Origin of the sequence: Atopobacter sp. AH10 (genome assembly GCF_003664595.1) — a bacterium.
Classification (GTDB): Bacteria; Bacillota; Bacilli; order Lactobacillales; family Aerococcaceae; genus Atopobacter.
Window position 1 is genome coordinate 1 of the sequence record NZ_QXPZ01000002.1, and the last position, 20,069, is coordinate 20,069.

The 20,069-nt window shown below is 39.3% G+C and carries 18 protein-coding genes, 2 pseudogenes and 1 riboswitch; of the genes and pseudogenes, 3 read left to right on the forward strand and 17 right to left on the reverse strand.

The features are described 5' to 3' along the window. The 10 genes and pseudogenes from D3H64_RS00535 to D3H64_RS00575 form a co-directional block, all read right to left on the reverse strand. Nucleotides 1-424 (reverse strand): annotated as a pseudogene (locus D3H64_RS00535) (hypothetical protein); the annotation flags it as partial. 123 nt (nt 425-547) lie between these two features. Continuing rightward, a complete protein-coding gene (locus D3H64_RS00540; RefSeq protein WP_121563785.1) occupies nt 548-763 on the reverse strand; it encodes a hypothetical protein in 216 nt (71 codons plus the stop codon). Next, nucleotides 747-1,481, reverse strand: a complete 735-nt coding sequence (locus tag D3H64_RS00545; RefSeq protein WP_121563788.1) for a hypothetical protein — start codon at nt 1,479-1,481, stop codon at nt 747-749. Before D3H64_RS00545 ends, D3H64_RS00540 begins: the two co-directional genes overlap by 17 nt. A gap of 217 nt (nt 1,482-1,698) precedes the next feature. Continuing rightward, a complete protein-coding gene (purB, locus tag D3H64_RS00550; RefSeq protein ID WP_121563790.1) occupies nt 1,699-2,997 on the reverse strand; it encodes an adenylosuccinate lyase in 1,299 nt (432 codons plus the stop codon). Nucleotides 2,998-3,211: 214 nt separating this feature from the next. Beyond that, nucleotides 3,212-3,676 carry a low molecular weight protein-tyrosine-phosphatase gene (locus D3H64_RS00555; protein ID WP_121563792.1) on the reverse strand — a complete coding sequence of 155 codons (465 nt, stop codon included), beginning with the start codon at nt 3,674-3,676 and terminating at the stop codon, nt 3,212-3,214. 34 nt (nt 3,677-3,710) lie between these two features. Continuing rightward, entirely contained in the window at nt 3,711-4,406 is a 696-nt protein-coding gene (locus D3H64_RS00560) for a YjjG family noncanonical pyrimidine nucleotidase (protein ID WP_121563794.1), read from the reverse strand. Between the two features lie 117 nt (nt 4,407-4,523). After that, the gene (locus D3H64_RS10165; protein WP_158589180.1) at nt 4,524-4,676 is read right to left on the reverse strand and encodes a hypothetical protein; all 153 of its coding nucleotides are present in this window, start codon (nt 4,674-4,676) and stop codon (nt 4,524-4,526) included. A 342-nt stretch (nt 4,677-5,018) separates the two neighbouring features. Further along, on the reverse strand, nt 5,019-5,831 hold the full coding sequence (locus tag D3H64_RS00565) for an ADP-ribosylglycohydrolase family protein (RefSeq protein ID WP_121563796.1): 813 nt from the start codon (nt 5,829-5,831) through the stop codon (nt 5,019-5,021). Nucleotides 5,832-6,149: 318 nt separating this feature from the next. Beyond that, nucleotides 6,150-7,079: a DMT family transporter gene (locus D3H64_RS00570; protein ID WP_121563798.1), complete on the reverse strand. Its 930-nt coding sequence runs from the start codon at nt 7,077-7,079 to the stop codon at nt 6,150-6,152. 137 nt (nt 7,080-7,216) lie between these two features. Then, nucleotides 7,217-7,933 carry an HAD family hydrolase gene (locus tag D3H64_RS00575; protein ID WP_121563800.1) on the reverse strand — a complete coding sequence of 239 codons (717 nt, stop codon included), beginning with the start codon at nt 7,931-7,933 and terminating at the stop codon, nt 7,217-7,219. A 605-nt stretch (nt 7,934-8,538) separates the two neighbouring features. On the opposite strand from D3H64_RS00575, the gene D3H64_RS00580 reads away from it, so the two are divergent. Continuing rightward, the gene (locus tag D3H64_RS00580; protein WP_121563802.1) at nt 8,539-9,345 is read left to right on the forward strand and encodes a hypothetical protein; all 807 of its coding nucleotides are present in this window, start codon (nt 8,539-8,541) and stop codon (nt 9,343-9,345) included. A 46-nt stretch (nt 9,346-9,391) separates the two neighbouring features. Continuing rightward, a riboswitch (Fluoride riboswitch) is annotated at nt 9,392-9,466 on the forward strand. Between the two features lie 219 nt (nt 9,467-9,685). Further along, nucleotides 9,686-10,861, forward strand: coding sequence for a sodium:proton antiporter (locus tag D3H64_RS00585; RefSeq protein WP_121563804.1), 1,176 nt, complete (start codon nt 9,686-9,688; stop codon nt 10,859-10,861). Between the two features lie 249 nt (nt 10,862-11,110). On the opposite strand, the gene sufB is transcribed toward D3H64_RS00585, so the two are convergent. The 5 genes and pseudogenes from sufB to sufC form a co-directional block, all read right to left on the reverse strand. Further along, complete coding sequence (sufB, locus tag D3H64_RS00590; RefSeq protein WP_121563806.1) at nt 11,111-12,505, reverse strand: Fe-S cluster assembly protein SufB; 1,395 nt, start codon at nt 12,503-12,505, stop codon at nt 11,111-11,113. Between the two features lie 190 nt (nt 12,506-12,695). After that, nucleotides 12,696-13,109: pseudogene (gene sufU, locus D3H64_RS00595) on the reverse strand (Fe-S cluster assembly sulfur transfer protein SufU); the annotation flags it as partial. 1 nt (nt 13,110) lies between these two features. Further along, a complete protein-coding gene (locus tag D3H64_RS00600) occupies nt 13,111-14,346 on the reverse strand; it encodes a SufS family cysteine desulfurase (RefSeq protein WP_255420989.1) in 1,236 nt (411 codons plus the stop codon). Between the two features lie 150 nt (nt 14,347-14,496). Further along, nucleotides 14,497-15,795, reverse strand: a complete 1,299-nt coding sequence (gene sufD / locus D3H64_RS00605; protein ID WP_121563810.1) for a Fe-S cluster assembly protein SufD — start codon at nt 15,793-15,795, stop codon at nt 14,497-14,499. Further along, nucleotides 15,795-16,574, reverse strand: coding sequence for a Fe-S cluster assembly ATPase SufC (sufC, locus tag D3H64_RS00610; RefSeq protein WP_121563812.1), 780 nt, complete (start codon nt 16,572-16,574; stop codon nt 15,795-15,797). The genes sufD and sufC overlap by 1 nt, the downstream gene beginning before the upstream one ends. Before the next feature lie 508 nt (nt 16,575-17,082). On the opposite strand from sufC, the gene D3H64_RS00615 reads away from it, so the two are divergent. Next, the gene (locus D3H64_RS00615; protein WP_121563813.1) at nt 17,083-17,823 is read left to right on the forward strand and encodes a gamma-glutamyl-gamma-aminobutyrate hydrolase family protein; all 741 of its coding nucleotides are present in this window, start codon (nt 17,083-17,085) and stop codon (nt 17,821-17,823) included. 73 nt (nt 17,824-17,896) lie between these two features. Here D3H64_RS00615 and D3H64_RS00620 read toward each other — a convergent pair whose 3' ends face one another. Together D3H64_RS00620 and D3H64_RS00625 are read right to left on the reverse strand one after the other, a co-directional pair. Further along, nucleotides 17,897-19,081, reverse strand: coding sequence for an FtsW/RodA/SpoVE family cell cycle protein (locus D3H64_RS00620; RefSeq protein ID WP_121563814.1), 1,185 nt, complete (start codon nt 19,079-19,081; stop codon nt 17,897-17,899). Further along, nucleotides 19,056-20,054, reverse strand: a complete 999-nt coding sequence (locus tag D3H64_RS00625; RefSeq protein ID WP_121563815.1) for a YihY/virulence factor BrkB family protein — start codon at nt 20,052-20,054, stop codon at nt 19,056-19,058. The genes D3H64_RS00620 and D3H64_RS00625 overlap by 26 nt, the downstream gene beginning before the upstream one ends. Between the last annotated feature and the right edge of the window lie 15 nt (nt 20,055-20,069).

Below are 20,069 nucleotides of genomic sequence, written 5' to 3' on the forward strand. Positions count from 1 at the left end.
GATTGGTTACAAAAGAAGTATTCACTTTTGCGCCGTTTCCATAAGTTATTTGACTAGCTACTAGAACATAATTAACCGACTCGTGATCTTTAGAGCCAAACAAAGTTAATCCTGGGGCAAATAAAAAGAACGGGATGTCCCGCTCGACGTAAAAATCCTTGATCTTTTTCAAAATAGAAAATGGTGGGTTGTCCACAACTACCGCTCCATTGGAATAGTCATAGTTTTCATAATCCCCTCCAGGATAGAAGGGGCGGACGACCTTGTTCCGATCGATTCCATATTCTTCCACCACAAAATCGAATACAACCAGATAGACCTCATCAGGTGTGTAACAATCATCCGTTGTCTTCTTCGGCTTAAATTTTTCGACAAAGCCCTCATAATCGTGAAATTTCTTCTTATTTTGGCTATTTACTCCCATTGTTCCTCCTAATTTTTCCTATAAAAATAGGCATCGACCTATCGTCAACACCTGAAAATCTGCGCAAAAATAGCACCCCTCGATTGAGTGAGTGCTACAAATTATTTATCTTCTTATCACTGCTTACTGCCTATCTTTGAAAAAATCTTTCCAGAAAGGATTTTCTTTATCAAAGATCTCCTTCTGTTCTAACGTCAACTTATATGGATAATCTCTAAACATATTAAATTTCTTTTTTTTATCAAAAGAGAAAACCCACTCACCTATTACTTCAGGATTATCTAACCACCAAATTTTATCACTAGGGTCTTTTTTATACCATTTACTTAATTGTTCCATGTGTTCCCTTTCTTTGCTCTGAATTAGCCGTATTGATATATCCCAATAGCGACTTAAAATCTTGTGTTTTAAAATCGCTTTCTGCTATATCAATCATAAAGTCAAAATACGATGACGCCCCACGATCCGATGTTGTAGTACAACCGAACCTTTCATGCAATGTATATTTTGGATTCCCATCAAAGTCAATCCAGCCATTATGGCTTGATGATTGCAATTCTAGATATTGCAACTTCCCTGTATCTGTTTTTCTAACAATCGATGCATGTTTTCCTACGCATAGATAGTATTCTTTATCTGCTTCTATTTGTTTTAAAAGTCTATTCCCAACCGTCATAGAACTTTTACCATCAGCCCTTAATGATCTAATGCCGTTAGTTTTTGACAACTTAAAGAGATTTGCGGAACAAGAAAAGAAAATTCTGCTTTGACCATCTCTGAAATCCAACACATCCCAACCTTGTTTTTGGCCAATATAAGCAAGTCCGACTGACGCACACGACCCTTTAGTCATATCACCACCGGCTAAGCGTTTAATGATCTCTTCGCTACTTAGCTTTTTATCCAAATCTCTAACATAGTTGTATTCTACCCCATTAGCATTGAGATTTTTAAAGAAGTAGTTATATATTTCATCATCAGATTTTCTAGGCTTTTCTGCTTTTCTGATTTCTTTACTTAATTCAATTCTTTCCTCTATCTTACCATCTTTATCCACATCACTCCATATTTTCGACCATGCATCTTGCCTTTTCCCTAGGTCTCAGCCGTATCTAACTTCTCTTCCCTCTTCCCCAGCCAAAAAGCCTCCTCTTATCTGCTTCTTCCTATTTTATACAGGAGGAGTCAGTAACAAGAGGAGGATCTTTTCTATAGGCTAGTTGAGTGAAGGGCCTACCAGTAAAAATCTAATGGAATCCCTTCTCAAGTGGTATTTAGTCTAATAAACCTAAACGTTTAAAGATAACATCCACTCGGCGAATATGGTAACGATAGTCAAAAGCATCATCAATTTCTTCTTTTGACAAGAGTTGGCTAATTTGTGGGTCAGATTCAACTAATGGACGAAAGGCCTTTTGGTGATCCCATGCTTCTGCTGTTTTAGGTTGAACCAAATCATAGGCAGCTTCACGGCTTAAACCTTTATCAATTAATTTCAACATCAAACGTTGACTGTAAATTAAGCCAAATGTTGTATCCATATTTTTCTTCATTTTTTCAGGAAAGACTGTTAATTGATCCACAATACGACTGAAGCGGTTCAAGATATAGTCAATCAGAATAGTGGTGTCTGGAATGATAATCCGTTCAGCAGACGAATGGGAGATATCCCGTTCATGCCATAAGGAGACATTTTCATAAGCTGTTAGCATATGTCCTCGAATTACCCGAGCTAAACCAGTCACATTTTCAGAACCAATTGGATTTCTCTTATGTGGCATAGCGGAAGAACCTTTTTGCCCTTTAGCAAAATATTCTTCTACTTCACGTTGTTCCGTCTTTTGTAAACCGCGAATTTCAGTAGCGAAACGTTCGATAGAGGTCGCTATTAAAGCTAGACAAGCAAGGTATTCTGCATGTAAATCACGTGGAAGAACTTGAGTCGATATATTTTGTGGGCGAATACCTAAGTGCTCGCAGACATATTCTTCTACTTCAGGTGGGGTATTGGCAAAAGTTCCTACAGCCCCAGAGATTTTCCCAGCTTCTACTTGGGCTCTTGCATGCTCGAAACGTTCCTTATTCCTTAGCATTTCGGCATACCATGTGGCGATCTTTAAACCAAAAGTAGTCGGTTCGGCATGAACCCCATGTGTCCGTCCCATTTCAACCGTATCTTTATATTTCAAAGCTTTTTCTTTTAAAACCTTTAAGAATCTATCTATATCGCTGGCGATAATATCATTGGCTTGTTTATAGAGATACCCATAAGCTGTATCCACCACATCAGTAGAGGTTAAGCCATAGTGAACCCATTTTTTCTCTTCGCCTAAAGATTCACTCACGCACCTAGTAAAGGCTACCACGTCATGACGCGTTTCTTTTTCAAGTTCAAGAATACGGTCTACTTTAAACTGTGCATTTCTCCGCAAAGCTTTCGTATCTTCTTCTGGAATTTCTCCTAAAGAAGCCCATGCTTCAGCGGCTAAAATTTCTACTTCTAGCCATGCAGCGTACTTGTTCTGTTCGCTCCAAATGGCTTTCATTTCTGGTCTGGTATATCGATCAATCATCTGTCTTCTCTCCTTATATTGTTACACTCTCACCATCATACAAGGTCAATCCCTAAATTTCAAACCTTGATAAAGCTGGCTGGATCTAAAAAACTGATATCTCTGCTTGATAAAGTCTCCTAAGCGAGCTATAGCGTGGCTTATCCAGATACACTTTTTACAGCCTTTACTAGCTAGACACCCTACACAAAGTTAAATGCCCTTCTAGATCAGCCTAAAGTCCATATTTTTCTTTGATAAAAGCTAAGAGTGCATCAGTTCCCTTGTCGATATCTTTGTATGTTTGGTCAAAATTATGGGTATACCAAGGGTCGGCGATATCTCTCTCCTCTTTGGTGTAGGACAATAGGCGCTGGCACTTTTTCTCTAGACCGGTTGGAGCCAGCTTTTGCATATCAGCCAAATTTTGCTTATCCATTCCTAAAAGGTAATCATATAGAATAAAATCCTCTACTGTCAATGGCCTAGAAATCAATCCTTCTGAAGATAAGCCATGTTCTTGCAACTTGGCTACTGTTCCCTGATGAGCCCCCTTGCCTTCTTCCCAATTAGATGTTCCGGCAGAATCTACAAAGATCTTATCCCCTAAACCGGCTTTCTCCACCTTATGACGAAAAACAGCTTCTGCCATTGGAGAGCGGCAAATATTTCCTAAACAGACAAATAATACCCTAATCATGCAAACACTCCTTCTCCCCTGATGTTAAGATTTATCATTTCTCTAGAAGACTTGGTAATTCCTTGATATCGTGGATAATATATGTCGTCTTTAAATCTGTCCCCTGTTTCTTCCAATCTATCCAACAGGTATCTATCCCAGATTGCAAGCCACCCTTTATATCTGATGTCAAAGAATCTCCAACTAATAAAATGTTTTCCTTGCTAACTCCCTTGAATTGATCTAGAACATAGCTGAAAAAAGCAGGATCAGGTTTTGGAGTTCCAATCTTTTCAGATATAAATATTTTATCAAAATACTTTTCTAAGCCAGATAATTTAAGACGGCTCTCCTGATTACGAGCGGTACCATTCGTCACCACTGCCAGTTGATAGCCCTTGTCTTTAAGCCATTGAAGGACTTCTTTTGCTCCTGGTATTAACTGGGTCTGTAGACAAATATGATCCATATAGGTCCTAGATACTTTTTCAGGATCAAGTGGCAATTTTAGCTCTTTCAAAAAATCGCGAAAACGATTGATGTAAATAGCTTCTTTTTTTATTTCACCTCGTTCAAACCGTCTCCAATAAGATTCGTTAATTTCATGATAGCTATCCAAGTCTTTTGAAGTGATTTGATAGTGATAGCAAGCTAAAGCTTCTTTCAAAGCTTCTTTTTCACCTGCATCAAAATCCAAAAGGGTCATATCTACATCCATCAATAATAATTTATAGTCCGACTTCTTTAGCATGCTATTCCTTCCTCGTTATTATGTCTTTCATTGAGGTCAGTATATCAAAAAAATACGCTTCATTTCAAAAGCTACATAAAAAATGCCGACCTTCATAAAAAGTCGACACTTTTTTGCTTAGTCTTCTTTACGTTTCTTAACGAGCTGCCAAACTAAAAAGCTGACGGGCAATAAGCCGATTGATAATTCCACTACTTGGTGTTTTTGATTATGTTCGTCGTAATAAGCATGGTGGTTGAAATAACCAATGAGTAATTTTTTCCAATCCATCGTTATCGCCTCCTTTTTAATATAATAGCAAAATTTAGCCACTATAGGGAATAGTTTCTAAAAAAACTTTCCCTTTAACTCTAAGGAAGAAAGCTTTTTGAGTTAAAGGGAAATCGCTTTATAAAAATCCAACCCTACCCGTTCCAAATGCAATTTACTTTTTGACTTGAAGAGGAATCGCTTTATAAAAAAACTAGTGGCTTAGTTTGGATTCTAGCTCAGAAAAATAAAACTCAGCTATATCAACTGATGCATTGTCCCCTACTGGTCTCTAGAACAGATTCAGAATGCAGGCTCACATCATTTTTATACTAAAAAACTTTCCCCCAGAAAATTCTCCTGTCACTCTTTCTCAAGATTAGCTATAAATCTCTCAAAATTTTCTTGGATAGTCAAAAGATCATTGGGTAAGTAGCTATAAATTTTTTTTACTATATTTTCTGGGATAGTCCCATAATAAGCTTCAGCAATAGCTCCAGCTATAGAAGCTTGCGTATCTGTATCTCCTCCTAAGAGGACCGCTGAACGAATAGCACTTTCCACATGGTGACTTTCCAAAAAGGCAACAATAGCTTGTGGAATACTCCCTTGGCAAGTCGCATCGAACTGATAAATATCTTTAATATCTCTCAAGGTGAACGAAAGCTTGTAGCCAAAACGTTGAGTCATATAATAGCGAATTTCTGCCTTCGTAGCCCCTTTTCTGGCTAAATAAATAGCAGCAGCAACTGCTTGGGCACCCTTAATTCCTTCTGGATGGTTATGGCTGACTTCTGCCGTTGCTTTAGCATAGGCCTCTACCTCTTGTAAGTTATGGCAACAATAGGCTACAGGAGACACTCTCATGGCTGAACCATTGCCACAACTGCCATATGGCCTTGAATCGTCACTTTCCAACCATTGATGAAATTGCTTGCCATATCCTACATCTGGATACTTTCTCCCTAATTTTTTCATGGAAGAAATCACTGCAGATTTACATGATTCAAGATCGCCGTAGCCTTGTATGAGACCTTCTGCTATCGCTAACGTCATGACTGTATCATCAGTAAAATGGGCATCATCTGAAAACATGTCAAAACGTGGCCTTAAGCCTTTTACTCCTTTCCGCTCAAATGCACTTCCTGCTATGTCTCCCCAGATTGCCCCTAACATCTTCATCCTCCCTTTCATCTTGCCGAATACAAGCCTAGTATAGAACCTTTACTTCAGCTTTGACTTATTTCTTATTTTCCCTCAGCCAAAAAGAAAAATATCAAGTCCTAGTCAAGCAACTTCTACGCTTTAACATTGAAGAGTTGCCCACATTCTAGTGTAAGCTCCACTAGCTAGATGGTTGAAATAGACTTAGTGTAAGCTCTACTAGCTAGGCGGTTAATATATTCTAGTGTAAGCTCTACTTGCCAGACGGTGAAAATATTCTAGTGTAAGCTCCACTAGCTAGACGGTTGAAATAGCATTTTAATCTCTTCACTATGCTATTTTCTTTCCCTTCATCATGCTTACTTTTTTCTTATCAGGACGTTTGCGTGTCAACATAATCACTGACCCAACAACTAAAATGGTTCCAAGCATTTCAATCCATCCATAGGCTTCTTTAAAAATAAAAGCCGATAGTACTGTGACTAAAAGTGGCTGAACCGCTGATAAAATAGACGTCATCGAAGGGTCAATATATTTTAAACTTGTTGTATAAGTAATAAAAGCCATGGCTGTCCCAACCACAATCACAAAAGCCAACAAGATGAGACTTGTCATATTCGTTTGCATTTCTACTTTATAGATAGGATGAACCAATTGAAAGGCTAGTCCACCCAAAAACATCCCCCATCCAATGACTGTAGAGGCACAATATTCCGCTAATAGATGACGGGGTTGAACCGTATAAAAAGCTACACATACACCTGTCATCAGAGAAAGAAAGACCCCTATTAAGGACATGTTTAAATGGTGCAAATCCCCATTGGTTACAATTAGAGCCACACCCGCTACTGTAGATAAGACAAAAAATAATTCAGACAAGAGGAAATCTTTTTCTTTGGTCAGCACCAAATAGAGGTATACAAAAACAGGTGCCATAAATTGAACAATGGTCACTAAAGCTGCTCCAGAAACTTCAATCCCTTTAAAAAAGCAATATTGGGCACTAGCCATTCCTAAAATGCTATAAGCTAGCATTTGTAAGACATCTTTAGGACTCTTAAAGAAAACAAATATATTATCTCCTAAAAAAAGGGCGCTATAGACTAAAACGCAAAAACCTGAAATGAGTAAACGAATACTCACTAGCCATTCAGATCCTGCCTGATAGCTATCAAATAGCACTTGCGCACACAAAGATGACAAACCGAACATTGCACTCCCCATAAGGGCTAAGATAATTCCCCAACGCCGACTATTCATTTTTTCCTCCTCATCTACTGGCAAAGGTCCAGAGAATTTCCAATCCAAAAATAAAACGTTTACATTTCTCTTGATAAAAGAAAGGTCAAGCCAGGTCGACCTTCTTTTGTTTGACTGATCAACTAATAGATCCCTAATTAGTGAGATAAAAGCCCTTCTTTAAGCATCCATTTGGTTAATTCCTTGAAATCGTTAACTACTGGATAGTGATGGCATTCATCCGTTTGGTGACAATTAAAGTAAACTGGAGACCAATTTGCTCGAGCAGATGCTTCGATATCGTTTCCATAGTGATCACCAATGTAATATATTGGCTTTCCTGCCATCTGTAAATCATTCGCCACAAAATCAAAAATAGCTTGATCTGGTTTACTGTGCCCAATAGCATCTGAAACATAGACTCGCTCACTTGTCACATAGTCTTTTACCCCTAAAGCTAGACATTTCAGCTCTTGGTCTGGGCTAGGTCCATTGGTTAAAACAAAAAGGGTAATATGATCCTCTTTTTTTAACCGACTCAATAATTCTTTAGCAGCTGGTCGTAAAACAATCATATTTTTATATTCTTGATAGAGTTGATTGAATCGATCTGCTTGGTCTCTAGTCGCTTCTTGGCCAAAATAAGCATAAGTCCGAATTACCCGTCCTCGACGATAGTCCTCCTTGGATTTTTCGCCCCGCATAAAGGCTTGATACTCCTCAATGGAGAGTTCTTGATACTTTTCATTGAAGTCCTCAAATGATACCTCTAGTGGCAAGTCCTCGTTCATGCTTTCATACACCCTAGCATAAACCTCATTCCTATCATACAAGGTATCATCCAAATCAAATCCAATTGCTATTGATCTTGTCATTCTATTCTTTCCTCCATGTTGACATGAAAAAGAAGGGGAGTCCCCCTCTTATCCTTCATCTATCTTATTTATAACGGATAGTCCTGTTAAATGCAATAAATCTTCCTAATTATCATGAAACTTTTAACAGGCTATGAGAATTCTTTCTTTTTCCCCTATTAGCCTTCTCTTTCTGTCTTACGCCTACTAGATAGTTTTTACTCCGATCCTTCTCTTTCTGTCTTATGTCTACTAGATAGTTTTTTCCTCCGTTCTTTCTCTTTCTGCCTTATGCCTAATAGATAGTTTTTTCCTCCGTTCTTTCTCTTTCTGCCTTATGCCTAATAGATATTTTTTACGAATATCTTTCTCTTTTCAATCCTCTGCCTACTAGCCAGCTTTTTACTAGATATCTTTTTCAATACATTTACCGCTTCACTCGAACTTTTACTCGATTTTTGCTACAATAAACAAGCCGATCTAGCTTGACAACTTGACAACAGCCTGTTAGCTATGTATCTTTGTAACTATTGTCTTAGCTTTTCCCCTCGCTACATATTTTCTATGCTTCAGCTCTTTTACAACACTTATTAGCTATTTAAAACTTCCAAAGAAAGGATCCTTTTATGTTTAAGCATCTTTATCCAAATCATCGTAGTCTTAGCAAATTAATCGTTTTGCCAGCACTCCTTTTCGTAACATCTTCTTGTCAATCCTTGCCTAACCTGCAAAAGAATGTGCAAGAAGCCCTTCACTCCCCTAAAAAGATTCTTCATCAAGTCATTAATTCCAAAGAAGGCAAAAAGAGCCAGCACAAAGTAAAGGAAGAAAACAAAGCTTTCTATGAATACAATTACCGCATTGTAGATGTCTACGATATCAATGGCCATTTGAGTGACGAGGCGAAAGAAAAATTTATTGGCAAATCTTTTAACCTGAGTCAAGCTTTTGAACGTGCTGTCAAATCTGGTAAGGTAGATCAAAAGACAGGTCAGCTTAAAGTTCCTAAAGATAGCGACCAAGAAAGCAATCCTGCCATTCTTGTTAAAGGCTACGATGCTTTTAAATCTGCTGCAGTCGATGCCCTTAGCTACTCCGAAGAAACGATTAATAAGCATATCGAAGAAGAAGGCGCTAATAAAACTGAGGAAGAAAAAGCTGCTATGCGAAAATCTTATGAAGATGATCGTCAGAATGTCATGAATTATGTGGAGAACTCTTATTTATCACAAGACGATATTAAAAACCGCCTGTCTCAAGCAGATATCGATGTTGACGATCTTAATAACGCCTATTTCTCAATGAATAGTCCTTTCCTACCAGATAGCTTCTGGTTGCCGATCAAAAAAGGAAATAAATTAATCGTTGCTACCTATTCTAAAGACAGCAGTCGGCCAGATTCTGGTTTGATCCTAGTCTTAAAGCGAAAATAGTTCTTGACCTTCCTCGTAAAAAGTGAAAAAATAGGAAGCAAGTAAATCACTATAAGGGAATGAATGTCTCCCTCAGTTTCAACTGAAACCGCATAAGAATGCTGATGACTTCTACAAGCTTATTTGGCTTGTAGAAGTTTTTTGTTTTAACTTGGAAAAATTTTCTGAGTTAGCTTTTAAAGCTTGCGGATTTAGCTTGGAAAAGTTTTTGGATTTGACTTGGAAAGCTTGTTGCCTTAGTTTACCAAAGTATTCGGATTTAGCTTGGAAAGCTTGTTGCCTTAGTTTACCAAAGCTTGCGGATTTAGCTTGGAAAAGTTTTTGTTAGGAGGAAAAATTTATGTTAGTTTCTACAGCACTTATTCTATTGACCGGTTTAGTCGTGGGCCGATTTTTTCAGCAACTGACTCTACCAAGACTTCTCGGCTACCTCATCACCGGTATTATTCTTGGGCCTTATGTGCTTAATGCTTTATCTAGCGATTTCCTTTCCCTGTCTAAAGATATTCGCCAAATTGCCCTTATTGTTATTTTGACAAGAGCAGGATTAACACTTGATCTTAAATCCTTAAAAAAAGCTGGTCGAATATCCTTCTTGATGTGTTTCCTTCCAGCTAGTGTAGAAATCCTAGCTTGTCTTATCTTCGCCCCACTGCTCCTAGATTTCTCTCTTCCTCAATCTCTTCTTTTGGGAGCTATTTTAGGAGCCGTCTCTCCAGCTGTAGTCGTCCCTCGTATGATCCAATTAAATCAAGCTGGCTATGGTAAATTAAACCATATTCCTCAAATTATATTAGCGGGATCCTCTATAGATGACGTCTTTGTCCTAGTTGTATTTGCAGCTGCTGTCGGTTTAAACCAAGGGCAAGATTTTTCACTGATGACTTTAGGTCAAGTCCCACTGGCTATTGTGACTGGCGCTATTTTTGGTGCATTACTTGCCACTAGTCTCAGTTGGCTTTTTAATAACTTTCCAACTCGTCCACTGGTAAAAGTTTTAACACTCCTTAGCTTTTCTTTCTTATTAATGGCGTTAGAAAATGTCTTAAAGGCTTATCTTCCTTTTTCTGGTATGTTAGCCGTTATGAGCATGGCCTTATTCATGGGAAGACAGGACGATAAAAATCTCCCTCAATTAACCCATCTATATGGCCAATTATGGGTAGCTTGTGAACTCTTCTTATTTGCCTTTGTAGGAACAGAAACCAATATCCAATTTGCCCTCTCCAATGGCTTTAAACCTCTTCTTCTCATGATCGTCGCATTAGCCTGTCGAATGATCGGCGTTTACCTTTGCCTCTTAGGAAGCCCTCTTCAATTGAAAGAAAAGTTATTTACTATGGTCGCCTACTGTCCAAAAGCAACTGTGCAAGCTGCCATAGGTTCTATCCCTCTTTCTTTAGGTTTAAAAGGCGGAGATATCATGCTTTCCATAGCGGTATTAGCTATCCTATTAACAGCTCCAATCGGGGCTTTTGCTATCGACCGTCTCGCTCCTATCTGCTTAGATAAATAAGCGTTATAGAAGACATTCAAAGCTAAATTTCCCCAAATTTGTCTACCATTTTCTATTGAGCATTGGATAAATTTTGGAAGAATTTAGGGTACCATTAAACTGCCCCCCTAAAGTTGGATCAAAGATCTAGCTTTAGGGGGGCAATTTATTCCACAAATTTTGTGTTGATATTATTTATAGAGAAAAATAGGCTCAATACTTAAGTGACGAGACTAAAAATTTGACAAAGTGCCGAAAATTACGACTTACTTAGCCCACTGCACCTTCCATTTCGTAGGCAATCAGTCGGTTTAATTCTACCGCATACTCCATTGGCAATTCCTTTGTAAAAGGTTCGACAAAGCCCATCACAATCATTTCAGTGGCTTGAGCCTCACTAATGCCACGTGACATCAGATAGAAAAGTTGTTCTTCTGAAATCTTTGATACTTTAGCTTCGTGCTCTAGAGTAGCCTTACTCGTGTGAATTTCGTTAAAAGGAATCGTATCAGAACTCGATTGCTCATCCATGATGATGGTATCACATTCAATATGAGAACCAGAATATTCCGCTTTTTTAGAGAAAGTCACTTGCCCTCTATAGTCCACGGCTCCCCCATCTTTACAAATAGACTTGGATACGATGGATGAAGAGGTATGTGGGGCACGATGAATCATTTTAGCCCCTGTATCTTGATGTTGATTAGCTCCTGCGAAAGCAATGGATAACATAGTCCCTCTTGCTCCTGGGCCATCTAAAATGACTGCTGGATACTTCATGGAAACTTTTGCACCTAAATTCCCATCTACCCATTCTACTGTAGCATCCTTAGCTGCTCGAGCCCTTTTGGTCACTAAATTATAGACATTATCTGACCAGTTTTGTATAGAAGAATAGCGGCAATAACCCCCTTCTTCTACAAAAATTTCTACAATAGCGGCATGCAAACTATTTTCGCTATAATTTGGTGCCGTACAGCCTTCGACATAACTAATGCTTGCCCCTTCATCAACGATAATCAAGGTTCTTTCAAATTGCCCCATGCCAGGATCGTTAATTCTAAAGTAGGTTTGCAAAGGTATATCACACTTGACTCCTTTTGGCACATAAATGAAGGAGCCACCAGACCAAGTTGCCCCATTTAAAGCAGCTAATTTGTTGTCCGATGGAGGCACTAATTTCCCAAAATATTTTTTAAAAAGATCAGGATATTTTCTCAAAGCAGTATCTGTATCTGTGAAAATAATACCTAGCTTATCAAATTCACTCTTCATATTATGGTAAACCACTTCAGATTCAAACTGAGCGGCCGCTCCCGCTAGATAAGCTCGTTCAGCCTGAGGAATCCCAATTCTTTCAAAAGTATTTTTTATTTTATCTGGTACATCATCCCAAGACCGAGCTGGTTTATCACTTGCTTTTCTATAATAGGTAATCTCATCAAAATCAATATCCGATAAATCTGGCCCCCAAGTCGGCAATTTCTTTTTCAAAAAAATTTCATAGGCCTTTAGTCGATAGTTTAACATCCAATAAGGTTCTTCTTTAATGGCTGAAATTTGGCGAATTACTTTTTCTGATAAGCCTTTACCTGTACTATATAGGGACTCCACATCCTCGTGAAAGCCGAATTGGTAATCATTAATGACTGGAACATCACTCATGCCCTTCACTCTCCTTATTTTCCCCATTTGCGTCGTTTAGCTACTTGTTCTTGGCAATTTTTCCTTTTATAGATTCTTCAGCAGTTTTTTTAGATTCTTCTGTGGGTTTTATAGATTCTTCAGCAGTTTTTTTAGATTCTTCTGCAAGTTTTATAGAGTCTTCTGCGGGTCGATACTTTCCCTTTTCTAATTGCTCGATAGCTTTAAAGGCAAGGGTTGCGCATTTAATTCGTGCTGGAAAATTTCTCACGCCAGCAAGAACCTGAGCTTCTCCTAGAGCTTCATCCTTTTCAATCTTTCCTTGAACCATGTCGCTAAAAGACTCAGCCAATGCCTTGGCTTCTGTAATGGTTTTTCCACGAAACAAATCAGTCACCATACTGGCTGAAGCTTGGCTAATAGAACAACCAATCCCGTCAAAATAAACAGCGGTAATTGTTTCACCATCTAAAGCCCACTCCATCGTTAATTCATCCCCACAAGAAGGATTCACTATAACAGTTTGCACATTAGCTGATGCATTGGGTAAGCCATGATGATGGGGATGTTGATAATGATCCACAATCACCTGACGATATAATTGTTCTAATTTCGATAATGCCATTCTAGAAAAACTCCTTCACCTTTTCCAAGGCCTGCAGCAAACGATCTGCATCCTCTCGTGTATTATAAAAATAAAAACTGGCTCGAGCAGTCGCTGGAACGCCCAATTGTCTCATGAGTGGCTGAGCACAGTGATGACCTGCTCGAATCGCCACTCCCTGAGCATCTAAAATACTCGCTATATCATGTGGATGAACTCCCGCCATGCTAAAAGAAAAGATCGCATCTGTCTGGGCATTTTTATCCCCATATAGGGTGAGACCTGGAATTGCCTCTAATTTTGGTCTTAGATAAGCAATCAAAGCTTTTTGATGCGTCATTATTCTCTTCATTCCAATTTTGGACAGATAATCTATCGCTGATCCAAAAGCTACCCCACCAGCTAAGTGACGCGTCCCACCTTCTAAGCGGAAAGGTAGTTCTGCCCATTCAGAGGAATAGTCGCCAACATGCGTAATCATTTCCCCTCCATAGAGCTGTGGCTCCATTTCTTCTAACCATTGTCTCTTACCATAGAGAGCTCCTAAACCAGTTGGTCCGAGCATTTTGTGAGCTGATAAACTATAGAAATCCACATCTAGAGCTTCAACATCCACTTCATGATGGGGCGCTCCTTGGGCACCATCTACAGCTATAAAGCCCTTATTTCGGTGAACCATATCCGCTAATCGTTTGATATCAACTGACGTCCCCAAAACATTTGAAACATGGTGGATAGCAATCAAACGCACATTGTCGTCAAATTGCCCTTCTAAGGCTTGCCAATCCAATTCACCTTTTTCATCTAGAGGCATAAAAGCTAATGTTGCACCAGTCCGTTTGGCCAATTCTTGAAAAGGGATTAAATTGGCATGATGTTCCACACGAGTAGTCAGGATCACATCCCCTTCGCTTAAGCGCCTGTCAAAAAATCCTCTTGCTATCCAATTAATCGATTCTGTCGTCCCTCCAGTAAAAATAACTGTAAAGGGATCACTAGCCCCAATAAAATGGGCTAGTTTACTTCTAGCTTCTTCGTAAGCTTCTGTCGCTTGATTGGCTAGTTGATATACCCCACGATAGGCATTCGCATTTTGTGTCGTGTAAAATTTCATCAGGGCGTCTATCACACACTGTGGCTTTTGACTAGTTGCAGCATTATCCAGATAGGTTATTCTTTCCCCATTCATTTTTCTTTGTAATAGGGGGAAATCATGACGATAGCCTTCAAATTCTTGTAAAATATTTTCTTTCACCACAAGACACCTTCTTTCTATTCCTTCAAGCCCTCTTTAGCTTAATGAGCAGGGCTATTCTTAGAGCTTTTTCAGCCCTAGCCCTCCAGCTTTTTCAAAGCTATTCTTAGAGCTTTTCAGCACTAGACCTCCAGCTTTTTCAAGGCTATTTCTTCACTTCTTATGTTTAGCGAGATCTTGAGCTAACTTTTGATCGATCAATTGGGCAAAAGCTTGTCGCCATTCTGGGCGTTTCACCCTTTGCAAAACAGCTCCTAAAAAACCTCTAATAACCAGTCGACGAGCGGTTTCTTCATCCAAACCTCGACTCTTCAAATAATACATTTGTTGGTCGTCAACTTGCCCGACACTAGCGGCATGACCAGCCTGCACTTCAAATTCATCAATCAAGAGAATCGGATTAGCATCCCCCTGAGCTTGATCAGACAGCATGAGTACTCGACTTTCTTGTTGGGCATCCGCATTCTTAGCGTTCTTCCAAATATGACCAATCCCATTAAAGGTAAGGGTCGATTGATCCATGATCACCCCATGCTGTTTAATATGGCCAACCGTTCTTTTAGCCATATTGGTCACACGTGTATCTATCCCTTTCACTTGTTTCCCATTTGTGGCAGCAATGACGTTTAAATAACTTTCTGACCCTTCCCCTGCTAAATCGGCATTAAAATCTCCTATTAAATTGCCTTCTGACATCGCTCCAACCATCCAATCGATCCGAGCATTAGCGGACAAGCGGCCTCTTCTATTCATGTAAATAGTCGATTGTTTATTGAGGTAGTCCAAGGTGCCATAGGTGATTTTAGAGTTATCTTTGGCGATTAATTCCACAACAATCGTCCCACTATTGTCAACATCCCCATAACTCGTCCATTTTTCCATCAATTCCACTTCTGCTCCCTCGTCAGCTACTAAGAGGACATGTTGGTGAAAGGAAGCACGAATGGTATTATCTTGCCAAAAATCCAATTCAATTGGTTTGTTTATCTTGGTGTTCTTAGGAATATAGACAAAGGCTCCGCCCAGCAAATGCGCCATGTGAAAAGCAGTCAAACGACTTTCTTCTACAGGTACAGCTTGGTTCAAATACTTTTTTATAAAGTCTGGGTATTCTTTCATAGCAGTCAATAAATCTGTTACGATAACCCCTTGCTCTAAAAGATCTTTGTCCATTCTTTCCAATAAAGTTTTTTGATCGACTCTAAGCAATTGCGCTGAGGTCATTGGATCTTCCTTCACTTCTTTATCTAGCTCAAATGAAGAGACTTGATCCGTATAAATAGCTTCTTCTAAAGGCCAGTGATGATACTTTACTTTTTGAAAATCTGGCCAAGGGAGAGTAGGGTAGAGCTTTAAAGCCCTTTGGCGAATGTCTAAGGCATAGTCGGGAAAGCCATTTGCCTTGGCATAAGCCATTGACTCCGTGCTGGAAATGGATTCCTTACTTGACATTACTTATCCGCCTCCGTTGCTTCTAATTCGATGCCTAATTCTTCCATCAATCCTTTATAGCCATCAGCTTCCAAAACCTTAGCTAGTTCAGCATCCCCTGTTTTCACTACTCGACCGTCCATCATAATATGCACCACATCAGGAACAATGTAATTCAACAAACGTTGATAGTGGGTGATGATCAAGGAGCCGAAATTTTCTCCCCGCATTTGATTAACCCCTTTTGCCACAATTTGCAAGGCATCAATATCCAAGCCCGAATCAATTTCATCTAGGATAGCAAAAGTTGGCTCAATCATCATTAATTGCAATATTTCATTTCGCTTCTTCTCCCCACCAGAAAAACCTTCATTGAGGTAACGTTCACCCATTTCTTCTGGCATATCTAAAATCGCCATCTTTTCATCCAATTTTTGGATAAAGTCCATCACAGAGATTTTATCCTCTTCTGAACGTCTGGCATTGATGGCTTGACGCAAGAATTCCGCATTGGTCACACCGGGAATTTCACTCGGGTATTGCATGGCCAAAAAGAGTCCAGCTCGAGCCCTCTCATCAACAGTCATATCCAAAACATTTTGCCCATCTAATAAAATTTCTCCCTGTGTGACTTCATAGAGAGGATTGCCCATAATAGCCGCAGAAAGCGTTGACTTCCCTGTCCCATTCGGTCCCATAATGGCATGGATTTCTCCAGAATTAATGGTCAGATTAACTCCCTTTAAAATTTCCTTATCTTCAACTGAAACGTGTAAATCCTTTACTTCTAAGGTATGCATCTATGTACTCCCCTTCCTTCTTCCCTTCTATTGTAATCAATTGACTATCCTTCTCAATAGTTATTAGAGAACTTTCTTGGCTTTTCTTTTTATCGGCATAAAAAGGAGTCGAGTCATGTAACTAGCCTCCTTCGACTCTCTTCTTAGTGTCACTAGCAAAAGGAATCCTGTCATGTCAACTAGCCTCCTTCGACTCTCTTCTTAGTGTCACTAGCAAAAGGAATCCTGTCATGTCAACTAGCCTCGACTGACTCTCTTCACATATATAGGGCTTTCTATCATTTCAGTATAACAGATAGACTATTGTTTTTCATTTCATACGCTCCAAAGGCAGAAAAATTCTTGGCTAACTTTAGCCTTACTTCACCCATTTTTCTAGCCTATCCCCTTCTCTCCTTGAGATCTTACCCTCTTCTCTAAATTTTCTAAAGTATTTTTGAAAAGAAAGCGCTACAATGTTCTTGCATCTGTTAAAATAACATCATGTTATGAGAAAGGAAGGGATTATATGAAACCTGTTATTGGTATTATTAGTAGCCGTTTGAACCACTTGAAAGAAATGGATTATCTTTCCATCTCCTACACAGCCGATGGATTTATAAACGCCATTCAAAAAGCTGGTGGAATCCCCATGCTCATTCCCACCTCAGATCCTTCATTTGTAGAGCATTACATTGAACACATCGATGGCTTACTATTGGCAGGTGGGCAAGATGTTTCGCCTGTTTATTACGGTGAAGAACCTGATATCCTCATTCAAGAACTATTCCCTGAACGTGACGCCTTTGAAATTGCATTTCTCAAAAAAGCTTTAGAAAGAAAAATGGCTATCTTCTCTGTTTGTAGAGGGACTCAGTTAGTAAACGTTGCCCTTGGAGGAAGCCTCTATCAAGATTTATCTTACTATAAGGGTTTATCCGTCCAACACGTTCAAAAAGCAGAACTGCATTATCCTACACACCATATTTATATCGAAGAAGATTCTCACCTAGCCAGCATTTTAGGAGATAAGACTATGGTCAATTCTTACCATCACCAAGCTGTTAAAGTCTTGTCACCCCAATTAAGGGCTGTCGCTTATAGCAAGGACAAGATCATTGAAGCTTTTGAATCTCAAGATCCTGAACAAAGCATTTTAGCTGTACAATGGCATCCTGAAATTCTTGCTCCTTACCATCCTAAGCAATTAGACCTCTTCAAAGACTTTGTCGACCGTGTTAAAAATCAAAGAGCCAAGCAGCAGCACTAAGATGAAAAGAAAAGCTAGCTCATTCAAGTCCTAGGGAAATCTAGAAACTTGGATAAGCTAGCTTTATTTATCGTCATTTATCCTTTGAAAAAGCTGATGGACTATTGTAGTGATATTTCATGGAAAGAATTAAACCAATCCCCATCATATTACCTACTAAAGCTGATCCCCCTTGCGAAATAAAAGGCAATGGAATACCTGTTAATGGCAATAGACCAATACACATCCCGACATTTTCCAATACGTGGAATAGGATCATGGAAATAACCCCAGAAGCAATATAGGTATAAAACTCATTTTTTGTGTGGAAACAAACTCGGATCATTTGATAGATGAGGACAAAGTAGATTAGTAATAATATACAGCCACCCATAAAGCCAAAATTTTCGCCTATCGTAGCAAAAATCATATCCGATTCACGAACGGGTACATATACCTGAGAAACAGCGTAGCCCTTACCAAACAAGCCTCCAGACCCGATGGCTTTCATGGTTTGAAACAACTGAAATCCTCGTCCTGATTGGTCAGCGTATGGATTTAGCCAAGAATCAATCCGGGCAAACTGATAATTTTTAAAGCCGATGTTGAGGAGTAAAGAACGATTCCACACCACAAGGAAAATCAATCCTCCACCGACAATCACCAAACTAAGAAAAATAGGCACTAAAATTTTCCAACTAATCCCACTCATCATCATCATTCCAGCAAGAATGGCCATGAACACTAAGGTAGTCCCCAAATCATTCTGCAAGATAACCAAGACAAGAGGCAGAGCACTATAGATCAGCATGCGCCGAATCAATATCCAATCCGTTTTCAAGCTGCCATCATCAACCATGTTATTGTGTTCTGTAACCAGTCTGGCCAGCATCAGAATATAGGATAATTTAACGACCTCAGACGGTTGGAATGTCAAGGAACCGAACCGGAACCAACTTCTGGCCCCTGTTTCTAGGGCTGTCGCTCTGTCGTGAAATAGCAAGACTAAAACCAATAAAGCTATCCCAATCCAGTAACAGAGAGGAGCTAATTTCCACATTTTTTCAGAATCAAATCCCATAATAACAATGATCATCAAAATACCAATGGAATACCACATTAAGTGGCGGATCGTTGGCATCAAAGACCCATTGGATACTTGTAAATAGGTTGTGGCTAACATCATCAATACGGATATTACCGCTAAGAGAACGACACAAAGAATGATGCTGTAATCGATTCTCTGTTCTCGTTTATTCGTCCCTTGTATTCTTTGCATTTTTGTACTCCTCTTGCATTTTTTTATTCTTCAAATCTTGCTTCTTAAAGCCCTTGAATTTTATAGTGCGTGGTAAATGAATCTTGTCAACTATTCCGCTTTCTGATGGGCTATCTTGTTGCGCACCCGTTTGATTGACCATGGGGTGATACCAACGATACAAGAACACATTCAAGACCCCTCCTAGAATTAAAGCAATGCTAATCATATATAACCACATCATGAGGACGACAAAAACGCTCAGCATCCCTGTTTCAATCGAGTGAGTAGTCACTTTGACATACCATGAAAACAATTGAGATATGGTCAGAAAAGCTATCGTAAAGAAGGCGGCGCCTGGAATAGCATATTGTACAGGCCAAGACACATTAGGCATTAACCAATATAGGGCTAGGCTAATGCAAAAAATTACAATAAAGGCCACGCTCCACTTCAATTGGCCAAAAATAACCATCACGTGAAAGTCCGTCCCCATTAGATTTTCAATCAAACGAATCACTTGTTCGCCAAACACGAAAATCATACTCACTGCAATGAAAATGGTCATAATCACTAAACCAATCATAAACGACAGCAAACGCCTTAAAATAAAATTGGCACGTGGTTTGGTGTGGTAGACTTCATTCATAGCAATTTGTACCACACCCAAGCCCTTTGTCGCCGGCCAAATTGAAATGAGTAAGGATAAAGAAAGAGCTCCACCGGTAGATTCGTTCAAATAACCCCTTATAATCGGAGCAATAATGCCATAGATATCCTCTGGCACCGCCGTTTTTAAGGTCATTAAAACTTCTTGGCTATTAATAGGCAAAAGAGGGATGACATTAGCCGCAGCAATCAGTAAAGGAAACATGGCTAACAAGGTAAAATAAGCCATACTTGAAGCTTGCTGAGACAAGGTGACATTAGCCCAAACCTGTCGAAAAGTTTTCATCAAGGCTATGATTTGTTTTTTCGCCTTATGATTAGACATCCCCTCACCTCTTTC